Annotated in this window: 16 protein-coding genes; 8 read left to right on the top strand and 8 right to left on the bottom strand. The window is 52.8% G+C overall.

Going from position 1 to position 19,538, the window contains the following annotated elements; genetic code table 11:
* Positions 1-84: 84 nt before the first annotated feature.
* The 4 genes from ACSBQN_RS16500 to ACSBQN_RS16485 are packed head-to-tail and all read right to left on the bottom strand — an operon-like array spanning position 85 to position 3,011.
* On the bottom strand, positions 85-1,146 hold the full coding sequence (locus ACSBQN_RS16500; protein ID WP_241770888.1) for a secretin N-terminal domain-containing protein: 1,062 nt from the start codon (positions 1,144-1,146) through the stop codon (positions 85-87).
* The gene (locus ACSBQN_RS16495; protein ID WP_354633075.1) at positions 1,133-1,648 is read right to left on the bottom strand and encodes a hypothetical protein; all 516 of its coding nucleotides are present in this window, start codon (positions 1,646-1,648) and stop codon (positions 1,133-1,135) included. The genes ACSBQN_RS16500 and ACSBQN_RS16495 overlap by 14 nt, the downstream gene beginning before the upstream one ends.
* Positions 1,645-2,205 (bottom strand): hypothetical protein, encoded by a 561-nt coding sequence (locus ACSBQN_RS16490; protein WP_354633074.1) that lies wholly within the window; start codon positions 2,203-2,205, stop codon positions 1,645-1,647. Before ACSBQN_RS16490 ends, ACSBQN_RS16495 begins: the two co-directional genes overlap by 4 nt.
* Positions 2,202-3,011 (bottom strand): hypothetical protein, encoded by an 810-nt coding sequence (locus tag ACSBQN_RS16485; protein ID WP_354633073.1) that lies wholly within the window; start codon positions 3,009-3,011, stop codon positions 2,202-2,204. The genes ACSBQN_RS16490 and ACSBQN_RS16485 overlap by 4 nt, the downstream gene beginning before the upstream one ends.
* A gap of 150 nt (positions 3,012-3,161) precedes the next feature.
* On the opposite strand from ACSBQN_RS16485, the gene mrcA reads away from it, so the two are divergent.
* Positions 3,162-5,687, top strand: coding sequence for a peptidoglycan glycosyltransferase/peptidoglycan DD-transpeptidase MrcA (gene mrcA / locus ACSBQN_RS16480; protein WP_036409599.1), 2,526 nt, complete (start codon positions 3,162-3,164; stop codon positions 5,685-5,687).
* Between the two features lie 121 nt (positions 5,688-5,808).
* On the opposite strand, the gene nudE is transcribed toward mrcA, so the two are convergent.
* The gene (gene nudE, locus ACSBQN_RS16475; protein WP_004238577.1) at positions 5,809-6,363 is read right to left on the bottom strand and encodes an ADP compounds hydrolase NudE; all 555 of its coding nucleotides are present in this window, start codon (positions 6,361-6,363) and stop codon (positions 5,809-5,811) included.
* Positions 6,364-6,704: 341 nt separating this feature from the next.
* On the opposite strand from nudE, the gene ACSBQN_RS16470 reads away from it, so the two are divergent.
* From ACSBQN_RS16470 to pckA, 4 genes are all read left to right on the top strand, one after another.
* On the top strand, positions 6,705-8,828 hold the full coding sequence (locus tag ACSBQN_RS16470) for an IgaA/UmoB family intracellular growth attenuator (RefSeq protein WP_024474688.1): 2,124 nt from the start codon (positions 6,705-6,707) through the stop codon (positions 8,826-8,828).
* 28 nt (positions 8,829-8,856) lie between these two features.
* Complete coding sequence (hslR, locus tag ACSBQN_RS16465) at positions 8,857-9,273, top strand: ribosome-associated heat shock protein Hsp15 (RefSeq protein ID WP_004238575.1); 417 nt, start codon at positions 8,857-8,859, stop codon at positions 9,271-9,273.
* A gap of 25 nt (positions 9,274-9,298) precedes the next feature.
* On the top strand, positions 9,299-10,189 hold the full coding sequence (gene hslO, locus ACSBQN_RS16460; RefSeq protein WP_024474687.1) for an Hsp33 family molecular chaperone HslO: 891 nt from the start codon (positions 9,299-9,301) through the stop codon (positions 10,187-10,189).
* A 202-nt stretch (positions 10,190-10,391) separates the two neighbouring features.
* Complete coding sequence (gene pckA, locus ACSBQN_RS16455) at positions 10,392-12,011, top strand: phosphoenolpyruvate carboxykinase (ATP) (RefSeq protein WP_024474686.1); 1,620 nt, start codon at positions 10,392-10,394, stop codon at positions 12,009-12,011.
* Between the two features lie 68 nt (positions 12,012-12,079).
* Here the strand turns inward: pckA and ACSBQN_RS16450 are convergent, their stop codons facing one another.
* Positions 12,080-12,778 carry a pirin family protein gene (locus tag ACSBQN_RS16450; protein ID WP_081119836.1) on the bottom strand — a complete coding sequence of 233 codons (699 nt, stop codon included), beginning with the start codon at positions 12,776-12,778 and terminating at the stop codon, positions 12,080-12,082.
* A gap of 892 nt (positions 12,779-13,670) precedes the next feature.
* Complete coding sequence (locus ACSBQN_RS16445; protein WP_036409594.1) at positions 13,671-14,873, bottom strand: NAD(P)/FAD-dependent oxidoreductase; 1,203 nt, start codon at positions 14,871-14,873, stop codon at positions 13,671-13,673.
* A 253-nt stretch (positions 14,874-15,126) separates the two neighbouring features.
* Here ACSBQN_RS16445 and pitA point away from each other — a divergent pair, with 253 nt between their 5' ends.
* Positions 15,127-16,617: an inorganic phosphate transporter PitA gene (gene pitA, locus ACSBQN_RS16440; RefSeq protein ID WP_015422357.1), complete on the top strand. Its 1,491-nt coding sequence runs from the start codon at positions 15,127-15,129 to the stop codon at positions 16,615-16,617.
* 73 nt (positions 16,618-16,690) lie between these two features.
* On the opposite strand, the gene uspB is transcribed toward pitA, so the two are convergent.
* A complete protein-coding gene (gene uspB / locus ACSBQN_RS16435) occupies positions 16,691-17,026 on the bottom strand; it encodes a universal stress protein UspB (protein ID WP_004904572.1) in 336 nt (111 codons plus the stop codon).
* Between the two features lie 349 nt (positions 17,027-17,375).
* Here uspB and uspA point away from each other — a divergent pair, with 349 nt between their 5' ends.
* Both uspA and gdhA read left to right on the top strand, forming a co-directional pair.
* Positions 17,376-17,813: a universal stress protein UspA gene (uspA, locus tag ACSBQN_RS16430; RefSeq protein ID WP_004904570.1), complete on the top strand. Its 438-nt coding sequence runs from the start codon at positions 17,376-17,378 to the stop codon at positions 17,811-17,813.
* Between the two features lie 367 nt (positions 17,814-18,180).
* Complete coding sequence (gene gdhA / locus ACSBQN_RS16425; protein ID WP_004238567.1) at positions 18,181-19,521, top strand: NADP-specific glutamate dehydrogenase; 1,341 nt, start codon at positions 18,181-18,183, stop codon at positions 19,519-19,521.
* The last annotated feature ends 17 nt before the right edge of the window (positions 19,522-19,538 follow it).

The raw sequence follows: 19,538 nt of genomic DNA, 5'->3' as shown, positions 1-19,538 counted from the left end.
CACCGCAGAACCGGTAAATAAATCCGTTATTCTGCGCATATAATCCGTGAATAATGATACAACATGCTGATATTGATACAGTTACTAAATATCGATCAACTGCGGTGTAATGAATATCACTAATTCACGGCGGCTGAGTTTATCGTATTGATGAGTAAAAAGCTTTCCCATCAATGGGATCGACGATAAATACGGCACCCCGGTCACCTGCCTGCCTTTATCCTGCTGAAAAATCCCCCCGAGGATCAGGGTTTCCCCGCTGCGGACAATCACCTGTGTGGTGATTTCCTGCTTATCAATGGAATACTGCTCGCTGCCGTTCTGCATCAGTGCCGCACCGGGAGCATTGCGGCTGATATGCAGTGTCAGACGCACCTTATTATCCCGCAGGATCTGCGGTGTTACCTCCATCCCCAGCACCGCCTCGCGGAACTGCACCTGTGAGCCGGACTCATGGTTTTGCGTGGTGTACGGAATTTCCGCCCCTTGTTTGATACTGGCGGGATGCTCGTGCGCCGTGGTCAGGCGCGGGCTGGCAACAATATCCAGTTGCTGCTCCTGCTCCAGCGCACTCAGTTCCATCTCCAGCAGATGCCCGCCAAGACGGGCGATATTAAAGGTAAAAGTGTTATTTCCCCGCGCCTGATGCAGTTGCAGGCGGTTACCGGACTCCGGTGACGGCAGCACCGTTCCCCACTGCAGCCCCAGCTCATGCAGCCCTTCCCGCGAGCCGGACACAATATGCGCCGTAATCTGCACCTGCTGCTGCGGCTGATCCATCTGTGTCAGCCAGGCTTCCGCCCGCGACAGCACATCCGGTTGTGCTTCTATAAAGAGGGAATTTGTCAGCGGGTCGGCTTCCGGCGCTTTATTATCTGTAAACCATTCCCCGTGATGCTGTTTCAGCAGGGCCAGCATGTCCGCCGCATCCGCATATTGCAGGGTAAATGTGCGGCTCTGCCCGCTTTCCGGTATCAGCGGCGGGGAATACATCACGGGGAGTTCTGTCAGCACGGCCGGTTCCTCACTGATGACGACAGGCTGAAAAAGATCCCGCGGATGCTGCCCGCCGGGAGCCGCTGCCGCAAGCAGCAGACAACAACCGGTGATCAGCCGGGCGGCTGATTTTGCTTTATTCATCATCATGCCATTCCTTTTCCGGACCCGGTGAATCCGCCCCCGGTAATGCCAGATGCAGTGTCATCTGCAACAGCGGCGGGGATGAGGAGGTTCCGGGTGTCAGCGGGTGCAGCGAAAGCCGGGTGATCGGCAACTGAGTCACCTCCCCGCTGAGGGTATCGAGCAGCGCCGCCAGCTCAGGGTAATGCGCCTCAAAGGTCAGCACCCAGCGTTCCGGCTGTTCCGGCGGCTCCTGCTGCCAGCCGGTCAGCAACGGCAGCGCATTTTCGGGCAGTAAGGTAAACAGCGGCGGGATATCCGGGGGCGGCAGAACCACCGTTTCCGGCACCGCCTGTTCTGACAGTGCTGTCAGCCGCTGCAACTGCCGGAACCGCATTTCCGTTTCCCCTGCTGCCGGTTGCAGATAAAAACACCAGAACACCACACCGGCCGATAACCAGATCCCGGCAGTCACTCCCCACTGCACGCGCCGGTACTGCGCACAGCGCCATACTGTGTTCAGATTCATGACCGGCTCCTCCCGGTCACCAATATAAACTGCCGGATCCCGGCTGTTTTGTGATGCTGCAGGCTGATCAGCCTGAGCGGCATCAGCCCCGGCGGTACCCGCTGTAATAAAGGATGAGACGGGACAATCACCTGACGGCGGTTCACCGACAGGGCATGGCGCACACTGCTTTCTGTATCATGCTTTTGCTGCTCTGCCTGATAACGTGCCAGCCAGGCATCTTCCGGCAGCTGAGCCTGCAAAAAAACCAGCAAATCCCGGTAACGGCGGTTTTCCCGTGCAGTCTGCTGCTGACGCAGATTTTCCGTTTCCGCCTGCCGCTGTAGCGCACGCTGACGGGCAAGTTCAGCCCGCTGCGGCTCAAGGCGGATTTCCCGCTCATCAAATGCGGCCTGTAACAACACCAGATGCTGCACATTCAGTGAATGAAACAGATAAACCGGCAGCAGTGCGGATAACAGCACGCCGCCTGCCATCAGAAACCGGAAAGCCATCCGGCGGCAGATTTGCCGTTTCAGCCGGGAGCGCCAGGCGGTCAGATTCACCCGGTGTGTCATAGCCGCTCCTCCCCGCAGAGTACCATTCCTGCCGCCGCCGCGTAGCCCGGCGGGACATCGTCCGCCTCCGCATTGCGGTAACGCCGGCATTCCCGCTGCCATGCCTGCGGCAGCAGCGCAGTATCGTGCAGGCAGCACAGTGCCGCCTGTGACTCATCAAAACCCTGTGTTTTCAGCTCTGTCAGTAATGACGGCAGGGTCAGGTCAGCCCGTCCGCTCAGTACCGGCTGCATTTCACCGGCGGTCCAGCAGAGACTGTTTCCCTGGCGGAAAACCAGCCAGTCCTGTGCGGCCACACCGCGGGCGCGGGCAAAACAGCGCAGCGCACAGGGAATAATGCTGAGTACCGTCAGATCCGCACGGAGTTCCGCCGCCAGCGACAGCCACTGATCACGGACAGTACGGTGCAGCGCCGTCAGAATAATATCGCCGGAAAACCACCGGTAATCATAGATAAGATCCTGATGACGCCCCGGAAATGTGCGCGCCAGCCAGGTATCTATCAGCGGCACCACCGCAGACTGCGCGACACGGCTCTCCGGCAGGCGGATCTGCTGCTGAAGACAGAGTGACACCGGCAGTGCCGCCCGGCAATCCGGCCGCCCGCGGATACGCCGCCGCCATGGCGCCAGTGCAGCCGCAACTACAGACAGGCCGGGCACACCGTTTTCGGCTGATTCCGTTTCCGGCAGTGTCAGCGTGATAAAATCCTCAAAACACCACCTCCGGCATACGCGCCGCGCCAGTGCTATCCTGATCTCCCCGTCCTGAAGTGAAATTCCCGCCATCCGTGAAGCAATCCGCATAAATCATCCCTGTATTATTGATATGAGAAATACTTTTTTCTCTTAATTTTCCTGTAGTTACAAAATACGTATTCAAGAAACGCATGAACCTTTATACTACAGGGTCGCTGTTTATAAACTGTCCACCACACGGCTAACGGAAATTTTCAGGTGAAGTTCTTAAAGTATTTATTGATCTTTGTTGTCTGTTGCATTTTTCTTGGAGCAGCATCGATATATGGCATGTACAAATATGTCGAGGCTGACCTGCCCGATGTGGCCACACTGAAAGATGTCAAATTACAGACACCAATGCAGGTCTACAGCGCGGACGGCGAACTGATTGCCCAGTTCGGTGAAAAACGCCGTATTCCGCTGACACTCAGCCAGATCCCGCCGATGGTAAGGAATGCCTTTATCGCGACGGAGGACAGCCGTTTCTATGACCACCACGGAATCGACCCGATCGGGATTTTCCGTGCCGCTTCTGTTGCCATGACCTCCGGTCGTGCCTCACAGGGCGCCAGTACCATCACACAGCAGCTTGCCCGTAACTTCTTCCTGAGCCCGGAAAAAACCGTTATCCGTAAAGTAAAGGAAGCGTTCCTGGCCATCCGCATCGAACAGATGCTGACCAAAGATGAAATTCTCGGGCTGTATCTGAACAAAATTTACCTCGGCCAGCGCGCTTACGGCGTGGGGGCTGCGGCTTATGTCTATTTCGGCAAAAGCCTTGATCAGCTGACTCTCAGTGAGATTGCGGTGATCGCCGGGCTGCCGAAGGCACCGTCCACCTTTAACCCGCTTTACTCCAAATCCCGCGCCCTGGCCCGCCGTAATGTGGTGCTGACGCGGATGCTGGAAGAGAATTACATTACCCGCGCCCAGTATGATGAAGCGCGTAATGAGCCAATCGAAGCCCGTTATCACGCCCCGGAAATTGATTTTTCCGCGCCGTATCTGGCAGAAATGGTTCGTATGGCAATGATTGAAAAGTACGGTGAAAATGCCTATACCGATGGTTATAAGGTCTACACCACCGTTAAACGCAAAGATCAGCTCAGTGCTGAAGATGCGGTTCATACCGGCATCATCGACTACGATATGCGCCACGGTTACCGGGGAGCTCAGCAGGTATTGTGGCCGCAAAACAGCGCGGCATGGGATACAGAGCAGATCCTGAGCAAACTGAAAACGTTACAGGTCTACGGCCCGCTCAACCCGGGTGTTGTGCTGAGTGCGGATGCTAACCGTGCACAGGTGATGCTCAAAGACGGCTCCACCATCGACCTGACCATGGACAGCATGCGCTGGGCGCGCAAATTTATCTCTGATCGCGCTATGGGTCCGGCGCCGCGTGCGGTAAACGGCGTAGTGCATGCCGGTGAGCAGATCTGGGTGCGTCAGAATAAAGACCGCTGGATGCTGGCACAGATCCCGGATGTCAACTCTGCCCTGGTAGCGCTCAATCCAACAGATGGCGCTGTGATCGCACTGGTCGGCGGCTTTGATTTCGAGCTGAGCAAATTCAACCGTGTCACCCAGTCTCTGCGCCAGGTCGGCTCCAGCATCAAACCGTTGCTGTATACCGCCGCGCTGGATAAAGGTCTGACACTCGCTTCCCTGCTCAATGACCTGCCGATTGTCCGTGCGGATGGTGCTGGTCCGGACTGGCGGCCAAAAAACTCACCACCGCGTTATGACGGCCCGATCCGTCTGCGTCAGGGGCTGGGACAATCGAAAAACGTGGTGATGGTGCGGGCCATGCGGGCAATGGGCGTGAATTATGCCGCTGATTATCTGCTGCGCTTCGGCTTCCCGGACAGTAATATTGTCCGGACAGAATCCATGGCGCTCGGCTCTTCCTCCTTCACGCCGATGCAGATGGTGCGCGGCTACGCCGTGATGACCAACGGCGGCTATCTGGTCGACCCGTATTTTATCAGCCGGATTGATAACACCGAAGGCAAAGCCCTGTTTACCGCAGAGCCGAAAATTGCCTGTCCGCAGTGCACCAACATTCCGGTGATTTACGGCGAAGGTTCACATGACCTGGAAAGCAGCCTGAACAAGGATGCGCTGGAAAACGACGTGGCGAAATCAGACAGCCAGCCGCAGGAAAATGACCAGCCGGCAGCCCCGGAAGCCGACCTGGAAAAAGCGCCGCAGGCAGGGAGTGATTCCCCGTATGCGCCGCATGTGGTCAGCACCCAGGTGGCCTTCCTGATCAAAGACGCCATGAACTCCAATATCTATGGCGAACCGGGCTGGAGCGGAACCGGCTGGCGGGCAATGCGGGATATCAAACGCCGCGACCTCGGCGGTAAAACCGGTACCACCAACAGCTCAAAAGATGCCTGGTTTGTCGGCTACGGCCCCGACATCGTTGCTGCGGTCTGGATTGGTTTTGATGAAAACGCCCGTGACCTCGGCCGTGGTGAGGCCGGTGCGAAAAGCGCCCAGCCTATCTGGAACGACTTTATGAAAGTTGCACTGGAAGGGGTACCGGAACGCAAAGATCCGCCGCCACCGGGGATTATCTCCGTTCAGATCAACCGCAGCACCGGTAAGCTGGGTTCCGGCGGAAACTCCCGTTCCGAATACTTTATCAAAGGTACCGAGCCGACTGATTACGGTGTATCGGAAGTGGGTACAACTATTATCCAGCAGGACGGCGGTTCAGAAGAACTGTTCTGATTAAGCCGATAAAAACAGAAGGGCTGCCTGAGGGCAGCCCTTTTTTTCAATCGTTGTTACTTAACACAAATGCATATCTTTTTTCGATGATTAACACAAACCTATTTGTGTTAAAAATAGCTTAATGGCCGGTACGCTGTAAAAATTGCTGCGCCAGGAACAGCGCGGTAATATTGCGGGCCTCGTTAAAATCCGGATGCGTCAGCAGATCCATCATCTTACTGACCGGCCAGCGCTCCTGAACCAGCGGTTCCGGCTCATCGCCCTCCAGCTTTTCAGGATACAGCCCTTCCGCCAGCAGGATATTCATCTGCCCGGAGAAATAGGACGGGGACATGGTGACGCGGCGCAGCGGTGTCAGTGTGCGGGCACCGAACCCGATTTCTTCTTTCAGCTCACGGTTGGCGGCAGTCAGCATATCCTCACCGGGATCGACAGCACCTTTCGGGAAGCCCAGCTCATAGCTGTCCACACCCGCCGCGTATTCCCGGATCAGGATAAGCTCGTTATTTACCACAGGGACAATCAGAACAGATTCACGGGTTGCAGGACGCATACGCTCATAAACCCGTTCCGCACCATTACTGAATTTCAGTGCAACAGACTGGACAGTAAACAGACGGGATTGGGCAACAGTCTCGATGCGGATAATTTTCGGTTTTTGTAATTCAGCCATGTATGCCTCTGTACGTAATATAAAAACGCAGTACAACCATACAGAGTAAAACTGTGCAGGGTGAAAAAGTACCGCTTTGCGAATAAGTAAAAACCGGGGTAAATTCCCTGGTTCACTCACTTATTGCTCTGCTTCATATTACCCGTTCCTGAGACAAAGAAAAGCACCGGGCGGGATGAATAAATAACGGTAACATACAGCATAATCAGCAGGTAAAAGTGAAAATAATCAGTTATAACAGACTGTTATTTAAAATAATTTTTTTGCATAATCAGAAAAGGCCGATTTTTTAACGGCTTCCTTCACTGTTATGCTGCACAGGCAATTACGACGGGGAAAAAATGGCTATCACCCTCATTATAACGGCCGCTCTGGTGATCGGTTGTCTTATAATGGTTTCTGTTATCAGTCACCGGCGGAGACAGCGCCGGGCAGGTTATGTATTACCTTCACTGGCCAGCCTGACACACCACCGGCCGGGTGCCGGTGAAATTCAGGCCATTGAGCACCATCTGACCTGCGCTGCCCGGCAGGCGGTCAGTAATGATCTGCATTTTACATTACCGGCTTTCCCCAAAAAAAGTGATCACGTCTATCGTCTGTGCAACCGCATCACCCGGTATGCTATCCCGGAGAAAAACGGGCAGCAGTGGCATTATTACATTGAAGGCAACGAGGTTTATCTGCCTGCGGTTCTGGATGAATTTATTCAGGCCACAAATGTCATTGATGTGATGTTTACTGACGGGATACCGATGATTGTCGGGCTGAACGGTCATGACTTACGTGAGTTTACTGATGACCACGCGCTGGCAAGGCCAATGACAAAAAATAACAACGTACCGGTACAGGCCGCGATACTGACTAACAGCAATGCTGATATTGAGTTTCTCGGCACACGCAGAGAGAGCCGGCAGGAATATAACCTGCAGCACAGTCACGGGTTTATCAGCGGCACGCTGATTGTCTGCGGCGTGCTGACGGCGCTCACTGCGGTTTTTATGCCGCCGTTTTTATTTTACTGGATGATGGCCGCCGGAGCCGGGCTGCTGCTGCCGGGCATCATTCTATCCCTGATCCCGCTCAGCAACCGCCGCCGTCTGCGGGATATTCAGTGCTACCGGGGGATCCCGAAACGCTGGGGCCTGTTCGGCGATTTTGACCACAGCCAGAAGCACAGCATTTCACTCGGCGGTATCGACCTTATCTACCCGCGCCACTGGGAACCCTGGCTGCATCATGATCTCGGGTCTGTCACACAGATTGAAATGTATGAGGATCAGCAGGTGGTCCGCCAGGGGAAATACCTCTCCCTGCGTGAGGAATCCACCCGCTTCCCATATCACCGTTACGGAAAAAATCTGCTGATCGCCCTGACCAGCGCCTTTGCCCTTCTGGTTCTGGCCTGCAATCAGCCGGTCAATTTGCCGGTTAAACTGGCCCTGAACTGGCTGACCGGCACAGAAACCAAAGTCACCACCAATTTCAGTGAACTCCAGAATATGCCGCTCTATGTGGGGGATTTTCTCGAGGCCAAAGGCGTAGGGATGTGTTACATGCCGCCGAACCTCTCCGCTCAGGATAAGCCCAATTTCCGCGCATTTGACTGCTCCGGTATTTACTGGAACAACACCTCCCCGCTTCCGGTTCCCGAGTCCGAACAGGTTGATCGCGCCGCCGCGCTGCTTGCCGAACTGAATAACCAGCTGCATCCCGATGCCGGAGCCCGTAAGGTGAACGACAGTCTGCGCAATGTTATCACCCGCTCCGGAATGAGCCTGCTGGATGATTTTTCCTCACTGGTTCTGAAAACCCAGGCATTATGTGAATTTGAAAACAGTGACTGTGTGCGGCTGAAAAATGCCCTCGTCAATCTGGGGAATTCCCCGAACTGGGAAAATTTATTAGCCCGCGCCAAAGCCGGTAAACTGGAGCAATCGAATGTTTTATTGCGTCCTGCAAGTGCCGAGGCCTTGGAAAAGCTGGTTATCGCCACCACATCTACAGCTATAAACAAAGAAGTGGAAAATGCGGCAATGCGGCTGAACAGTCCGCCGCCTGGTGGTGTGCTGCTGATCAGTGACGAAGGCAAATCCCTGGTGGAGAACGCCCCGGTCAATGAACAGACAGAGGAAATGACACCGCTGGCACACTGGCAGTCCCTGCAGAAGCTCTCCAATATGCTGCTGCACACCCCGTTTGAGGTTCAGGGCATTGTCACGGATGTGTCTGTGGATGCCAACGGCACCCGTCATATCCTGCTGCACTTTCAGCCGGATAATGTCATGCTGGCGCGGTTTATCGGCAGCTGCATTTTACTGGTCGTCTTTTCCCTTCTGGCCATTATCAACGGCATCTATACGTTTATCCGCTGGCGTCAGCGCCGCCGCCGGATGACGGATATCCGCCGTTATTACGACAACTGCTTCCGGCACGACTACCCTTCCTCTGAGGTGCAGCCGTAACGGCTGCACTGTCTGTCACGGAGTAACCATGCAACAGGCTTCACAGGTCACAGAGCCTGTCCGCCTTGATAAATGGCTCTGGGCGGCACGGTTTTATAAAACCCGCTCTATCGCCAGAACCATGATTGACGGCGGCAAGGTTCATTATAACGGGCAGCGGACCAAGCCCGGAAAACTGGTCGAAAACGGCGCGGTTATCGTCCTGCGTCAGGGAAATGATGAACGGACAATCCGCGTACTGGGGATTACGGACAAGCGCCTGAGTGCGCCGCTGGCACAGACACTCTGGGAAGAAACCCCGGAGAGCATCGAAAAACGTGAAAAAACCGCGCTTGCACGTAAAATGAATGCCCTGACGATGCCGCACCCGGAACGACGTCCTGATAAAAAGGAACGACGGACATTGTTAAAATTTAAACACAGTAATTCAGATACCGCGGAATAACCGGCGGTTAAGACGAGAGAAAATTATGTCTGCACGACAAGATACATTACACCGGTTCCTGTTTAACAAAAGTGATGTCCGGGGAGAACTGGTCAATGCTTCCGGCACATTACAGCAGATCCTGGATAACCATCATTATCCGGAGCCTGTCCGCCGCCTGCTCGGTGAACTGCTGGTCTGCACCAGTCTGCTGACCGCAACCCTGAAATTTGAAGGGGATATCACCGTTCAGATCCAGGGCGACGGCCCGGTCCGTCTCGCAGTGATCAACGGCAACGACCGCCAGCAGATGCGCGGCATCGCCCGTATGAACGGCGATGTGCCTGCCGGTGCCGGTTTCCACGATATGATCGGCAAAGGCTTTATGGTCATCACGATTACGCCGCGTCAGGGCGAACGTTATCAGGGTATTGTGGCGCTGGAAGGGGAAACCCTCGAAGCGTGTCTGGATGCCTATTTCCGCCAGTCCGAACAGCTGCCGACCAGCCTGTTTGTCCGCGTTGCGGAACACGACGGTAAAATGCAGGCTGCCGGGATGCTGTTACAGGCACTGCCGGCATCGGCAGAAGCCCGTACGCAGGAAGAAACACAGAACATGTTCAGCCACCTGATGCAGCTGACTGCCACTATTTCGTCTGATGAGCTCTTTACCCTGGATGCCGAAACCATCCTGTACCGTCTCTATCATGAAGAAGACGTTGTGCTGTATGAACCGGCACCGATAGCGTTTCATTGCGGCTGTTCCCGCGAACGCTGCGCAGATACGCTGGTAACACTGCCGGAGGAAGATGTTAATCATATTTTGCAGGAAGATGGCAAAATTGATATGGAGTGTGAATACTGCGGTGCTCATCATATCTTTGATGAACAGAATATTCGTGAAATCCGCACTCAGAAAAACGCTTCTCTGCACTGATTCGTTTTAGCTGACGCAACACCAGGCCGCACCGGGCTCCCCGGATGCGGCCTTTTTGTTTATTTTTTCTTATGGTATCGAGCCAGCTCACAAAATACACCCAAATAAAATCCGGATTTTCATTTATTTGATAGCAATCGCTGTTAACCAGTCGTAAATAATTATGATATATGGAGATATTCCGACAACCCGGAGGCTTTGGATGAGCGTAAAAACGATGGCTGTGAATGAACTGGAGCAGTATGGTATCCGTGATGCCGCAGAAATAATCTATAACCCGAGTTATGACTTACTCTTTGATGAAGAAACCCGTCCCGGCCTGACCGGTTATGAACACGGTGTCGTCACCACCAGCGGCGCGGTCGCGGTGGACACCGGCATTTTTACCGGCCGCTCACCGAAAGACAAATATCTGGTCAGAGATGACCTCACCCGTGACACCGTCTGGTGGGCGGATCAGGGAAAAGGCAAAAACGACAACAAACCGCTGTCACAGGACACCTGGAATTCCCTGAAACACCTGATCACCAATCAGTTATCCGGTAAACGCCTGTTTGTGGTGGACGCCTTCTGCGGCGCCAATGCCGATACCCGCCTGAAAGTCCGCTTTATTACCGAGGTTGCCTGGCAGGCACACTTCGTCAAAAACATGTTTATCCGCCCGAATGAAAACGAACTGCATGATTTTGAACCGGATTTCATTGTGATGAACGGCGCGAAATGTGTAAATCCGGACTGGCAGGCACAGGGACTGAATTCGGAAAACTTTGTGGCGTTCAATCTGAGCGAGCGCATCCAGCTTATCGGCGGTACCTGGTACGGCGGTGAGATGAAGAAAGGCATGTTCTCCATCATGAACTATCTGCTGCCGTTACAGGGCATTGCCTCCATGCACTGCTCGGCAAACGTGGGTGAAAAAGGGGATGTGGCGATTTTCTTCGGCCTGTCCGGCACCGGCAAAACCACGCTGTCCACGGATCCGAAACGCAAGCTGATCGGTGATGACGAACACGGCTGGGATGATGACGGTGTCTTTAACTTTGAGGGCGGCTGCTACGCCAAAACCATTAATTTGTCTGCGGAAGCAGAGCCGGATATTTATCACGCCATCAGCCGCGATGCGCTGCTGGAAAACGTGGTTGTCCGCCCGGACGGCAGTGTAGATTTTGATGACGGCAGCAAAACTGAAAACACCCGGGTTTCTTACCCTATCTATCATATTGAAAACATTGTTAAACCGGTTTCTAAAGCGGGTCACGCCAACAATGTGATTTTCCTGACTGCCGATGCCTTCGGTGTGCTGCCGCCGGTGGCGGAACTGACACCGGAGCAGATGCAGTATCATTTCTTATCCGGATTTACCGCAAAACTGGCCGGTACCGAGCGCGGTGTCACAGAGCCGACGCCAACCTTCTCTGCCTGCTTCGGCGCGGCATTCCTGACACTGCACCCGACACAGTACGCCGATGTGCTGGTAAAACGGATGAAAGCGGCCGGGGCAAAAGCGTATTTAGTGAACACCGGGTGGAACGGAACCGGAAAACGCATTTCAATTAAGAATACTCGTGCTATCATAGACGCCATTCTTAGTGGGGATATTGATAAAGCGGCGAAACATACGCTGCCGGTCTTTAATCTGGCCATTCCTCACGAACTGCCGGGTGTCGACAGTCATATACTCGACCCGCGCAACACATATGATAATGTGGCGCAGTGGCAGGAAAAAGCGGAAGACCTCGCAGGGCGGTTTATAAATAATTTTGATAAATATACCGACACGCCGGCGGGTCAGGCTCTGATTAGTGCAGGGCCTTCGCTGTAACCGGATAACAAGAAAAGTAGTGTGAGCAACACAGTAGCCCCGGATCAGATGATCCGGGGCTTTCTGTTTTATTGAGCAGGCGGCAGATCAAACAGCAGGATTTCACTGTCTTGTGCGGCTTTCAGGCTGATTAACGCTTCATCCCATACAGCTACGCCATCACTGGTTTTCACCGTCCGGCCATTCACGGTCAGTTCACCTTTCACCACCTGGATCCAGACCATCCGTCCGCTCTGAGGCTGATATTCACCCTCTTCACCGGCGGCCAGTGTCCAGCGCCACAGTGTCATGTCCTGAAAAACTTTCAGCGAGCCGTCACGGGCATCCGGGGAAAGCACCAGCCGGCGTCCGTTTGCCGCATCGAACCGGCGCTGTTCATAGCGCGGAGTCAGACCGGTTTTTTCAGGGATAATCCAGATCTGATACAGATGCAGCGGATTATCATTGTCCGGATTATATTCCGAGTGACGGATCCCGGTTCCGGCGCTCATGATCTGGAACTCACCGGCAGGCACCTGCTCTTTATTCCCCATGCTGTCCTGATGCTCCACCGCACCACCCAGCACATAGGTCAGAATTTCCATGTCTTTATGCGGATGGGTACCGAACCCCTGGCCTTCCGCGATAAAGTCTTCGTTAATAACCCGCAGGGCGGAAAAGCCCATAAAGTTACGGTCATAATAATCGGCAAACGAAAAGGTGTGCCAGCTGTCGAGCCAGCCGTGGTTGGCATGGCCGCGTTCATTTGCAGGGCGTACATAGATCATAATTTTTCTCCTCAATCTGATGAGGTTAAGTTTACGTCCTGCCGCTAATTTCACCAGTAGCCGGGTTTAACGCAAGAATTCAAAAAATTTGAATAAGTGCAGCATCAAACCATCTTCTTTCAGACCCGGGCGGCGGGATAACCAGCAAAGCGGAAAGACGCTGACACATCCCTGTCCGCTCGGATCGCGCCATCCATGGCGCTTTACGCTTTCCTTTTTTTGCCGGTTATTCCCGAATGAATTTTTACATTATCAAAACCAAACAATTCATCTGTTAAATCATCCGGTTTGTGGCAAGGCGGTATGGGAAGGATTCCGGGGAGCATACACAAGTATGTGACCCGGAATACTGAGCGCAACCAACACAGCCACGGACCGGAGGATGACGCAGATTCGGTTCGCTCCATCCATGGCGCTGTATGCTTTCCTTTTTTTGCCGGTTAACCCCTCATGTACTTCAACTCCGTCAAAAACAGAAAATGAATCTGCTAAATCATCCGGTTTGTGGCAAGGCGGCGAAGTGAGGATATCCCCGGGAGCATACACCAGTATGTGACCGGGGTAGCCGAACAAAGCCAACACAGCCACAGGCCGGAGGATGACGCAGAAAAGCCAACGCACCTGCAGCGCGAATGGCCCCGGGGAAAAAGGGAAAAAAAAAGCCAGCACAGGGCTGGCTAAATAAACACTGGAAGCAATGTGAGCAATGTCGTTCTTTCATCTGAACCCTGAAGGTGGTCATCTGAAAGTGATTTGATGATAATAGTTCTCAGTATCATTTGTAAAGCACTTTTTGCTCAGGATTTCGTATAATCACTGATGTTTTCTGTTAACTCACTGATACAGTGATTTATTTTAATAAAATTAAATAATTCCATAGGGTTATCAGGGATTAAACATCCGGTGAAAACGGCAGTGCCTGCGCACATGCCCACGCTGAACTCCACGCCCACTGGAAGTTATAACCACCGAGCCAGCCGGTCACATCGGTCACTTCGCCGATAAAATAGAGTCCCGGCACATCGCGGGCTTCCATAGTTTTGGAGGAGAGTGCCTGCGTGTCCACGCCGCCGAGTGTCACTTCGGCTGTCCGGTAACCTTCTGTGCCATTCGGCTGCACCTGCCAGTTTTGCAATTTATCTGTAATTTCCTGCTGTGCAGCTTTGGATAACTGGTTCAGCGCAATATCCGGCAGATCACCGGTTGCCTGTAAACACTCCACCAGCCGTTTTGGTAACAGCTTCGCCAGTGCATTACGCAGGCTCAGATTCGGGTGTTTTTCCCGCTGCACGGTAAAGAACTCCGTCAGATCGGTGCCAGGAAGTAAGTTAATGCTCACATACTCACCAGGGTGCCAGTAGCTGGAGATTTGCAGGACCGCAGGGCCGGACAGGCCACGATGGGTAAATAAGATATTTTCCGCGAATCGGGTACCATCCTGTGCGGTGACTGTGGCAGGCACTGCCACGCCGGACAGTGTCTGTAATGCTTCCAGCAGTGGTTTATGCAGTGTGAAAGGTACCAGCGCGGCGCGGGTCGGCAATACCGGCAGACCAAACTGTTCCGCCAGGCGGTAACCCAGCGGAGTCGCACCCAGGCCCGGCATCGACAACCCGCCGCTGGCCACCACCAGTGAGTGGGCACTCACAATCTTTCCGTTTACGGTTACACAGAAGTCATCGCCCTGTTTCTGTACCTCCGTCACCTCACTGCGCAGGCGGATAACCACGTTCCCCTGTTCACATTCCGCCAGCAGAAGATCAACTATCTGTTGTGCAGAATCATCACAGAAAAGCTGGCCGAGGGTTTTCTCATGATAGGCAATCTGATATTTCTGCACCAGGGCAATAAAGTCCCACTGCGTATAACGGGCGAGCGCTGACTTACAAAAATGCGGATTTTTGCTCAGATACGCCGCCGGTTCGGTATAAAGGTTGGTAAAATTACAGCGCCCGCCCCCGGACATCAGGATTTTCCGCCCGGCTTTTTTGCCGTTATCCAGCACCAGTACCCGCAGCCCGCGCTGCCCAGCCTGCGCGGCACAGAACAGTCCGGCGGCACCCGCACCTATTACAATCGCGTCAAACTTTTCCAAAATAGTGTTCTCTGTGTCTTTAAATGTGGAGAAATTCCGATAAATGTCTTAAATTTGTCATGATGATTAAATCAGGCCAAAAATTTATTCTTTTCAGAAAAGGAGCCTAATCCGATGATATACAAGGATTAATAATTCCTTAAGCTGATTTGATGAAGGTATCAAATCAAAAAAAGGCCATATTTCACTTCCCCGGGACGCATTTGTCGCTGATAATGCGCCGCGTTCATGTCCAACAACTGGCTTAACGTCTATGCTACATCTATTTACAGGCCTGGAATTTCACACCGGCCTCTTGTTAGTACTGGCACTGATCTTTGTGCTGTTTTACGAAGCCATCAACGGCTTCCATGATACCGCAAACGCGGTGGCAACTGTTATCTATACCCGTGCAATGCGCGCGCAGCTTGCTGTCGTCATGGCCGGTGTATTTAACTTCCTCGGGGTACTGCTCGGCGGTCTGAGCGTGGCGTATGCGATCGTGCATCTTCTGCCCACGGACTTACTGCTGAATGTCAGTTCGGCCCATGGTCTTGCCATGGTCTTTTCCCTGCTTCTCGCCGCTATCATCTGGAACCTGGGCACCTGGTACTTCGGTATCCCGGCCTCAAGTTCTCATACCCTGATCGGCGCCATTATCGGGATCGGCCTGACCAACGCAATTGTGACCAACAGTTCCGTGGTTGATGCGCTGAATATTCCGAAAATGATCAGCATTTTCCTTTCTCTGATTCTGTCACCGCTGGTCGGCCTGGTGATTGCCGGATTAATGATCTGGTTCCTGCGCCGCTACTGGAGCGGCACGAAGAAACGCCGCCGTATCCACTTAACACCGGCAGAACGTGAGAAAAAAGACGGCAAACGCAAACCACCATTCTGGACGCGTACCGCCCTTATCCTTTCCGCAGTCGGCGTCAGCTTCTCACACGGTGCAAACGACGGGCAGAAAGGTATCGGTCTGATTATGCTGGTTCTGATTGGTGTCGCCCCTGCCGGCTTTATGGTGAATATGAATTCCAGTGATTACGAAATCGCCCGTACGCGCGATGCCGTGGTCAACCTGGAGCAGTATTACACCACGCATAAGGATGCACTGGCACACGCCATTGAGCTGACACCGGCACTGAACACGGAGAATACCGTTCTCAATGAACAGTTCCACTGTGACAGCTCCCGTACCGGCATCGTATTAAGACAGGCTCAGGATCTGCTCGGTAATATTCATACCTATGATGATTTATTACCGGAACAGCGCAGCCAGATGCGCCGTCTGCTGATGTGTATTTCGGATACCGCCGCAGAAGTGGCGAAATTACCGGAAACCAAACCGGAAGATGCGCGTTTCCTGAAACGTCTGTCCAATGACCTGCTGAATACCGTTGAGTATGCGCCTATCTGGATCATCATTTCTGTCGCGCTGGCGCTCTCTCTGGGCACCATGTTCGGCTGGAAACGTGTTGCAGTGACTATCGGTGAGAAAATCGGTAAGAAAGGCATGACATACGCCCAGGGCGTGTCTGCACAGGTTACCGCAGCTGTCTCCATTGGTGTGGCAAGTTATACCGGGATGCCGGTATCCACCACCCAGGTGCTCTCCTCTGCGGTGGCAGGTACGATGATTGTTGACGGTGGTGGTGTTCAGACCAAAACCATCAAAAACATCATGCTGGCCTGGATACTGACACTGCCGGTGTCCATTATCCTGTCCGGCGTGCTCTACTGGATCTCCCTGCAGATTATCTGACAGCGGGTTGCTATCCTCTGAAACAGAAAAGCCTGACACGTGTGTCAGGCTTTTTTTTGCATCCGGTAACCGGTTACGGCCAGATAATCATCATCAGAAGAGAGGCAATCACAATTCCGCATATCGCACTGATCATGGTGAACTGACGGCGGATACGTTCGCAGCGTAAAATCACTTCAGGATCATGATGAGTGAGATATTCCCGCTGATTGATATAGCGGATAAGGCGCAGCTGCTTCTGCCACTGGGTGTGGTCAGTAAACGCATTATTGCCGCCGACAGCGTGGTAGAGCAGCGGGTCGCTGTCACGCAGGACGGAGAGTAATGCCCGGGTGGATGAATAAAACCGGATCATGTTAATCAGACAAAGAAAACATAACGCCCAGAACAGTGTAAGTATACTGAACATAATCCACTCCTTAGACTATCTGCGGAGAAGGAACCGGTGATATCAGTGTCTATCACATCATACTGACAGTATTTTATGTATTCAGTATGAACAATGCTGTGAAGTTCCACAAACTCTCGCATTCTTTCACGATAATCTTCTGAAAATATACGTTTTGCCACTCTCATCCTTGTGAGAAGTGCACAGACTGGTATATCTTATAAATCAGACATTCTCTGCTGCCTGATAAAAGCATTGAGTTGTGATCAGCATTACACTCTTTAATGATATTAAGCAGTTATAGTATTCATAAAGGATAGCGGCGCAAGCCCTGCCAACCCCTTAACCTTTTGAACGGAAGGAGTTTCTTATGGCATATAAACATATTCTGGTCGCAGTCGATCTTTCGCCTGAAAGTGAAGTGTTAGTAAGCAAAGCAGTTTCTATGGCAAAACCTTACAACGCCAAAGTTTCTCTGATCCACGTTGATGTCAATTACTCTGACTTATACACCGGACTTATCGATGTAAACCTGGGTGATATGCAGCAGCGTATTACTGAAGAAACCAGTAATTCACTGAAAAACCTGGCGAAAAACTCCGGTTATGAGATTCAGGAAATGCTCAGCGGCAGCGGTGATCTCGGCCAGGTATTAGTCGATGCCATCAGAAAATATGATATGGACCTGGTTGTCTGCGGACATCACCAGGATTTCTGGAGCAAACTGATGTCTTCCGCCCGTCAGCTGATTAACACCGTTCATGTCGATATGTTAATTGTTCCGCTGCGGGATGATGATAACGCATAATCCTCTGCTGAAAAATTATTCATATAAAATGCCTGCTTATGCAGGCATTTTTTTTGGCTGAAAATGCGGCAGCCGGATCCGTCAAAAAGGCCGTCAACGAATTTTTTTTGTCATATATGAAAAAAACAGCTTGAAAACAGGATATAAACAAGAGATAAATTCAAGTGGTAAATGCAAACACATCTCACATTATTCGAAAAATAAAACAAAAATGTTCGGGATACCTCACAAAGTAACGTAACCCGATATCATTCGTGTCACAGATATGACGTACGCGAAAATATTCCGGAGAACCTGCCCCGGGAGACAAGTGCGGCCTGCATAACTGCTGCATGAATGAGAAGGGCATGACAGACAGGAAATCAACATGAGTAACTTTATCTCTTTGGAAACGTTTCTGGAAAATGTTCAGCGCCGTGACCCGTCACAGCCGGAATTTCTCCAGGCGGTGCGCGAAGTTTTCTCCACACTATGGCCGTTCCTTGAAAAAAATCCGCAGTACCGCGATCAGAACCTGCTCGCCCGCTTTGTTGAACCGGAACGCGTAATTCAGTTCCGCGTGACCTGGGTTGACGATCAGGGTCAGGTGCAGGTTAACCGCGCATGGCGTGTGCAGTTCAGCTCCGCTATCGGTCCGTTTAAAGGCGGTATGCGCTTCCATCCGTCCGTAAACCTCTCCATCCTCAAATTCCTCGGCTTTGAGCAGACACTGAAAAATGCCCTGACCACACTGCCGATGGGCGGCGGGAAAGGCGGTTCTGACTTTGATCCGAAAGGCAAAAGCCAGGGTGAAGTGATGCGTTTCTGCCAGGCGCTGATGACCGAGCTGTACCGTCATCTGGGCGCAGATACAGATGTCCCTGCGGGTGATATCGGCGTCGGCGGCCGTGAAGTCGGCTACATGGCGGGGATGATGAAAAAACTGTCCAACAACACCGCCTGTGTGTTTACCGGCAAAGGTCTCTCCTTCGGCGGCAGTCTGATCCGTCCGGAAGCCACCGGTTACGGGCTGGTTTACTTTACTCAGGCCATGCTGGAACGCCACGGGATGAGCTTCGACGGTATGCGTGTTGCGGTTTCCGGCTCCGGTAACGTGGCGCAGTACACTATCGAAAAATGCCTGTCACTGGGTGCAAAAGTGATCACCGCATCTGACTCCTCCGGTACCGTGGTTGACGAAGACGGTTTCACCGCCGAAAAACTGGCGCGTCTGACCGAAATCAAAGACCGTTACGGCCGTGTGGAAGAGTATGCGAAAGAGTTCGGCCTGGTGTATCTGAAAGATCAGACCCCGTGGGCTGTTCCGGTGGATATCGCTCTGCCGTGCGCCACTCAGAATGAGCTGGATCTGGCAGATGCCGAAGTGCTGATCAAAAACGGCGTTAAAGCCGTTGCGGAAGGCGCAAACATGCCGACCACTATCCCGGCAACCGATGCCTTCCTGGCGGCAAATGTCCTGTTTGCACCGGGCAAAGCAGCGAATGCGGGCGGCGTGGCAACATCCGGCCTGGAAATGTCACAGAACTCTGTCCGTCTCGGCTGGAAACGTGAAGTGGTGGATGAGCGTCTGCATCACATCATGCTGGATATCCACAATGCATGCGTTGAGTACGGCAGTGAAGAAAAACAGACCAACTATGTGCAGGGTGCGAATATCGCCGGCTTCGTGAAAGTCGCTGATGCCATGCTGGCGCAGGGTGTGCTGTAAGTCTGTAAACTGTTACT

The organism is Morganella sp. B601, from assembly GCF_051172335.1.
In the GTDB taxonomy this organism is placed as follows: Bacteria; Pseudomonadota; Gammaproteobacteria; order Enterobacterales; family Enterobacteriaceae; genus Morganella; species Morganella morganii.
Note: the sequence above shows the minus strand (reverse complement) of the source record. Positions and strands in the feature narration are given on the sequence as shown.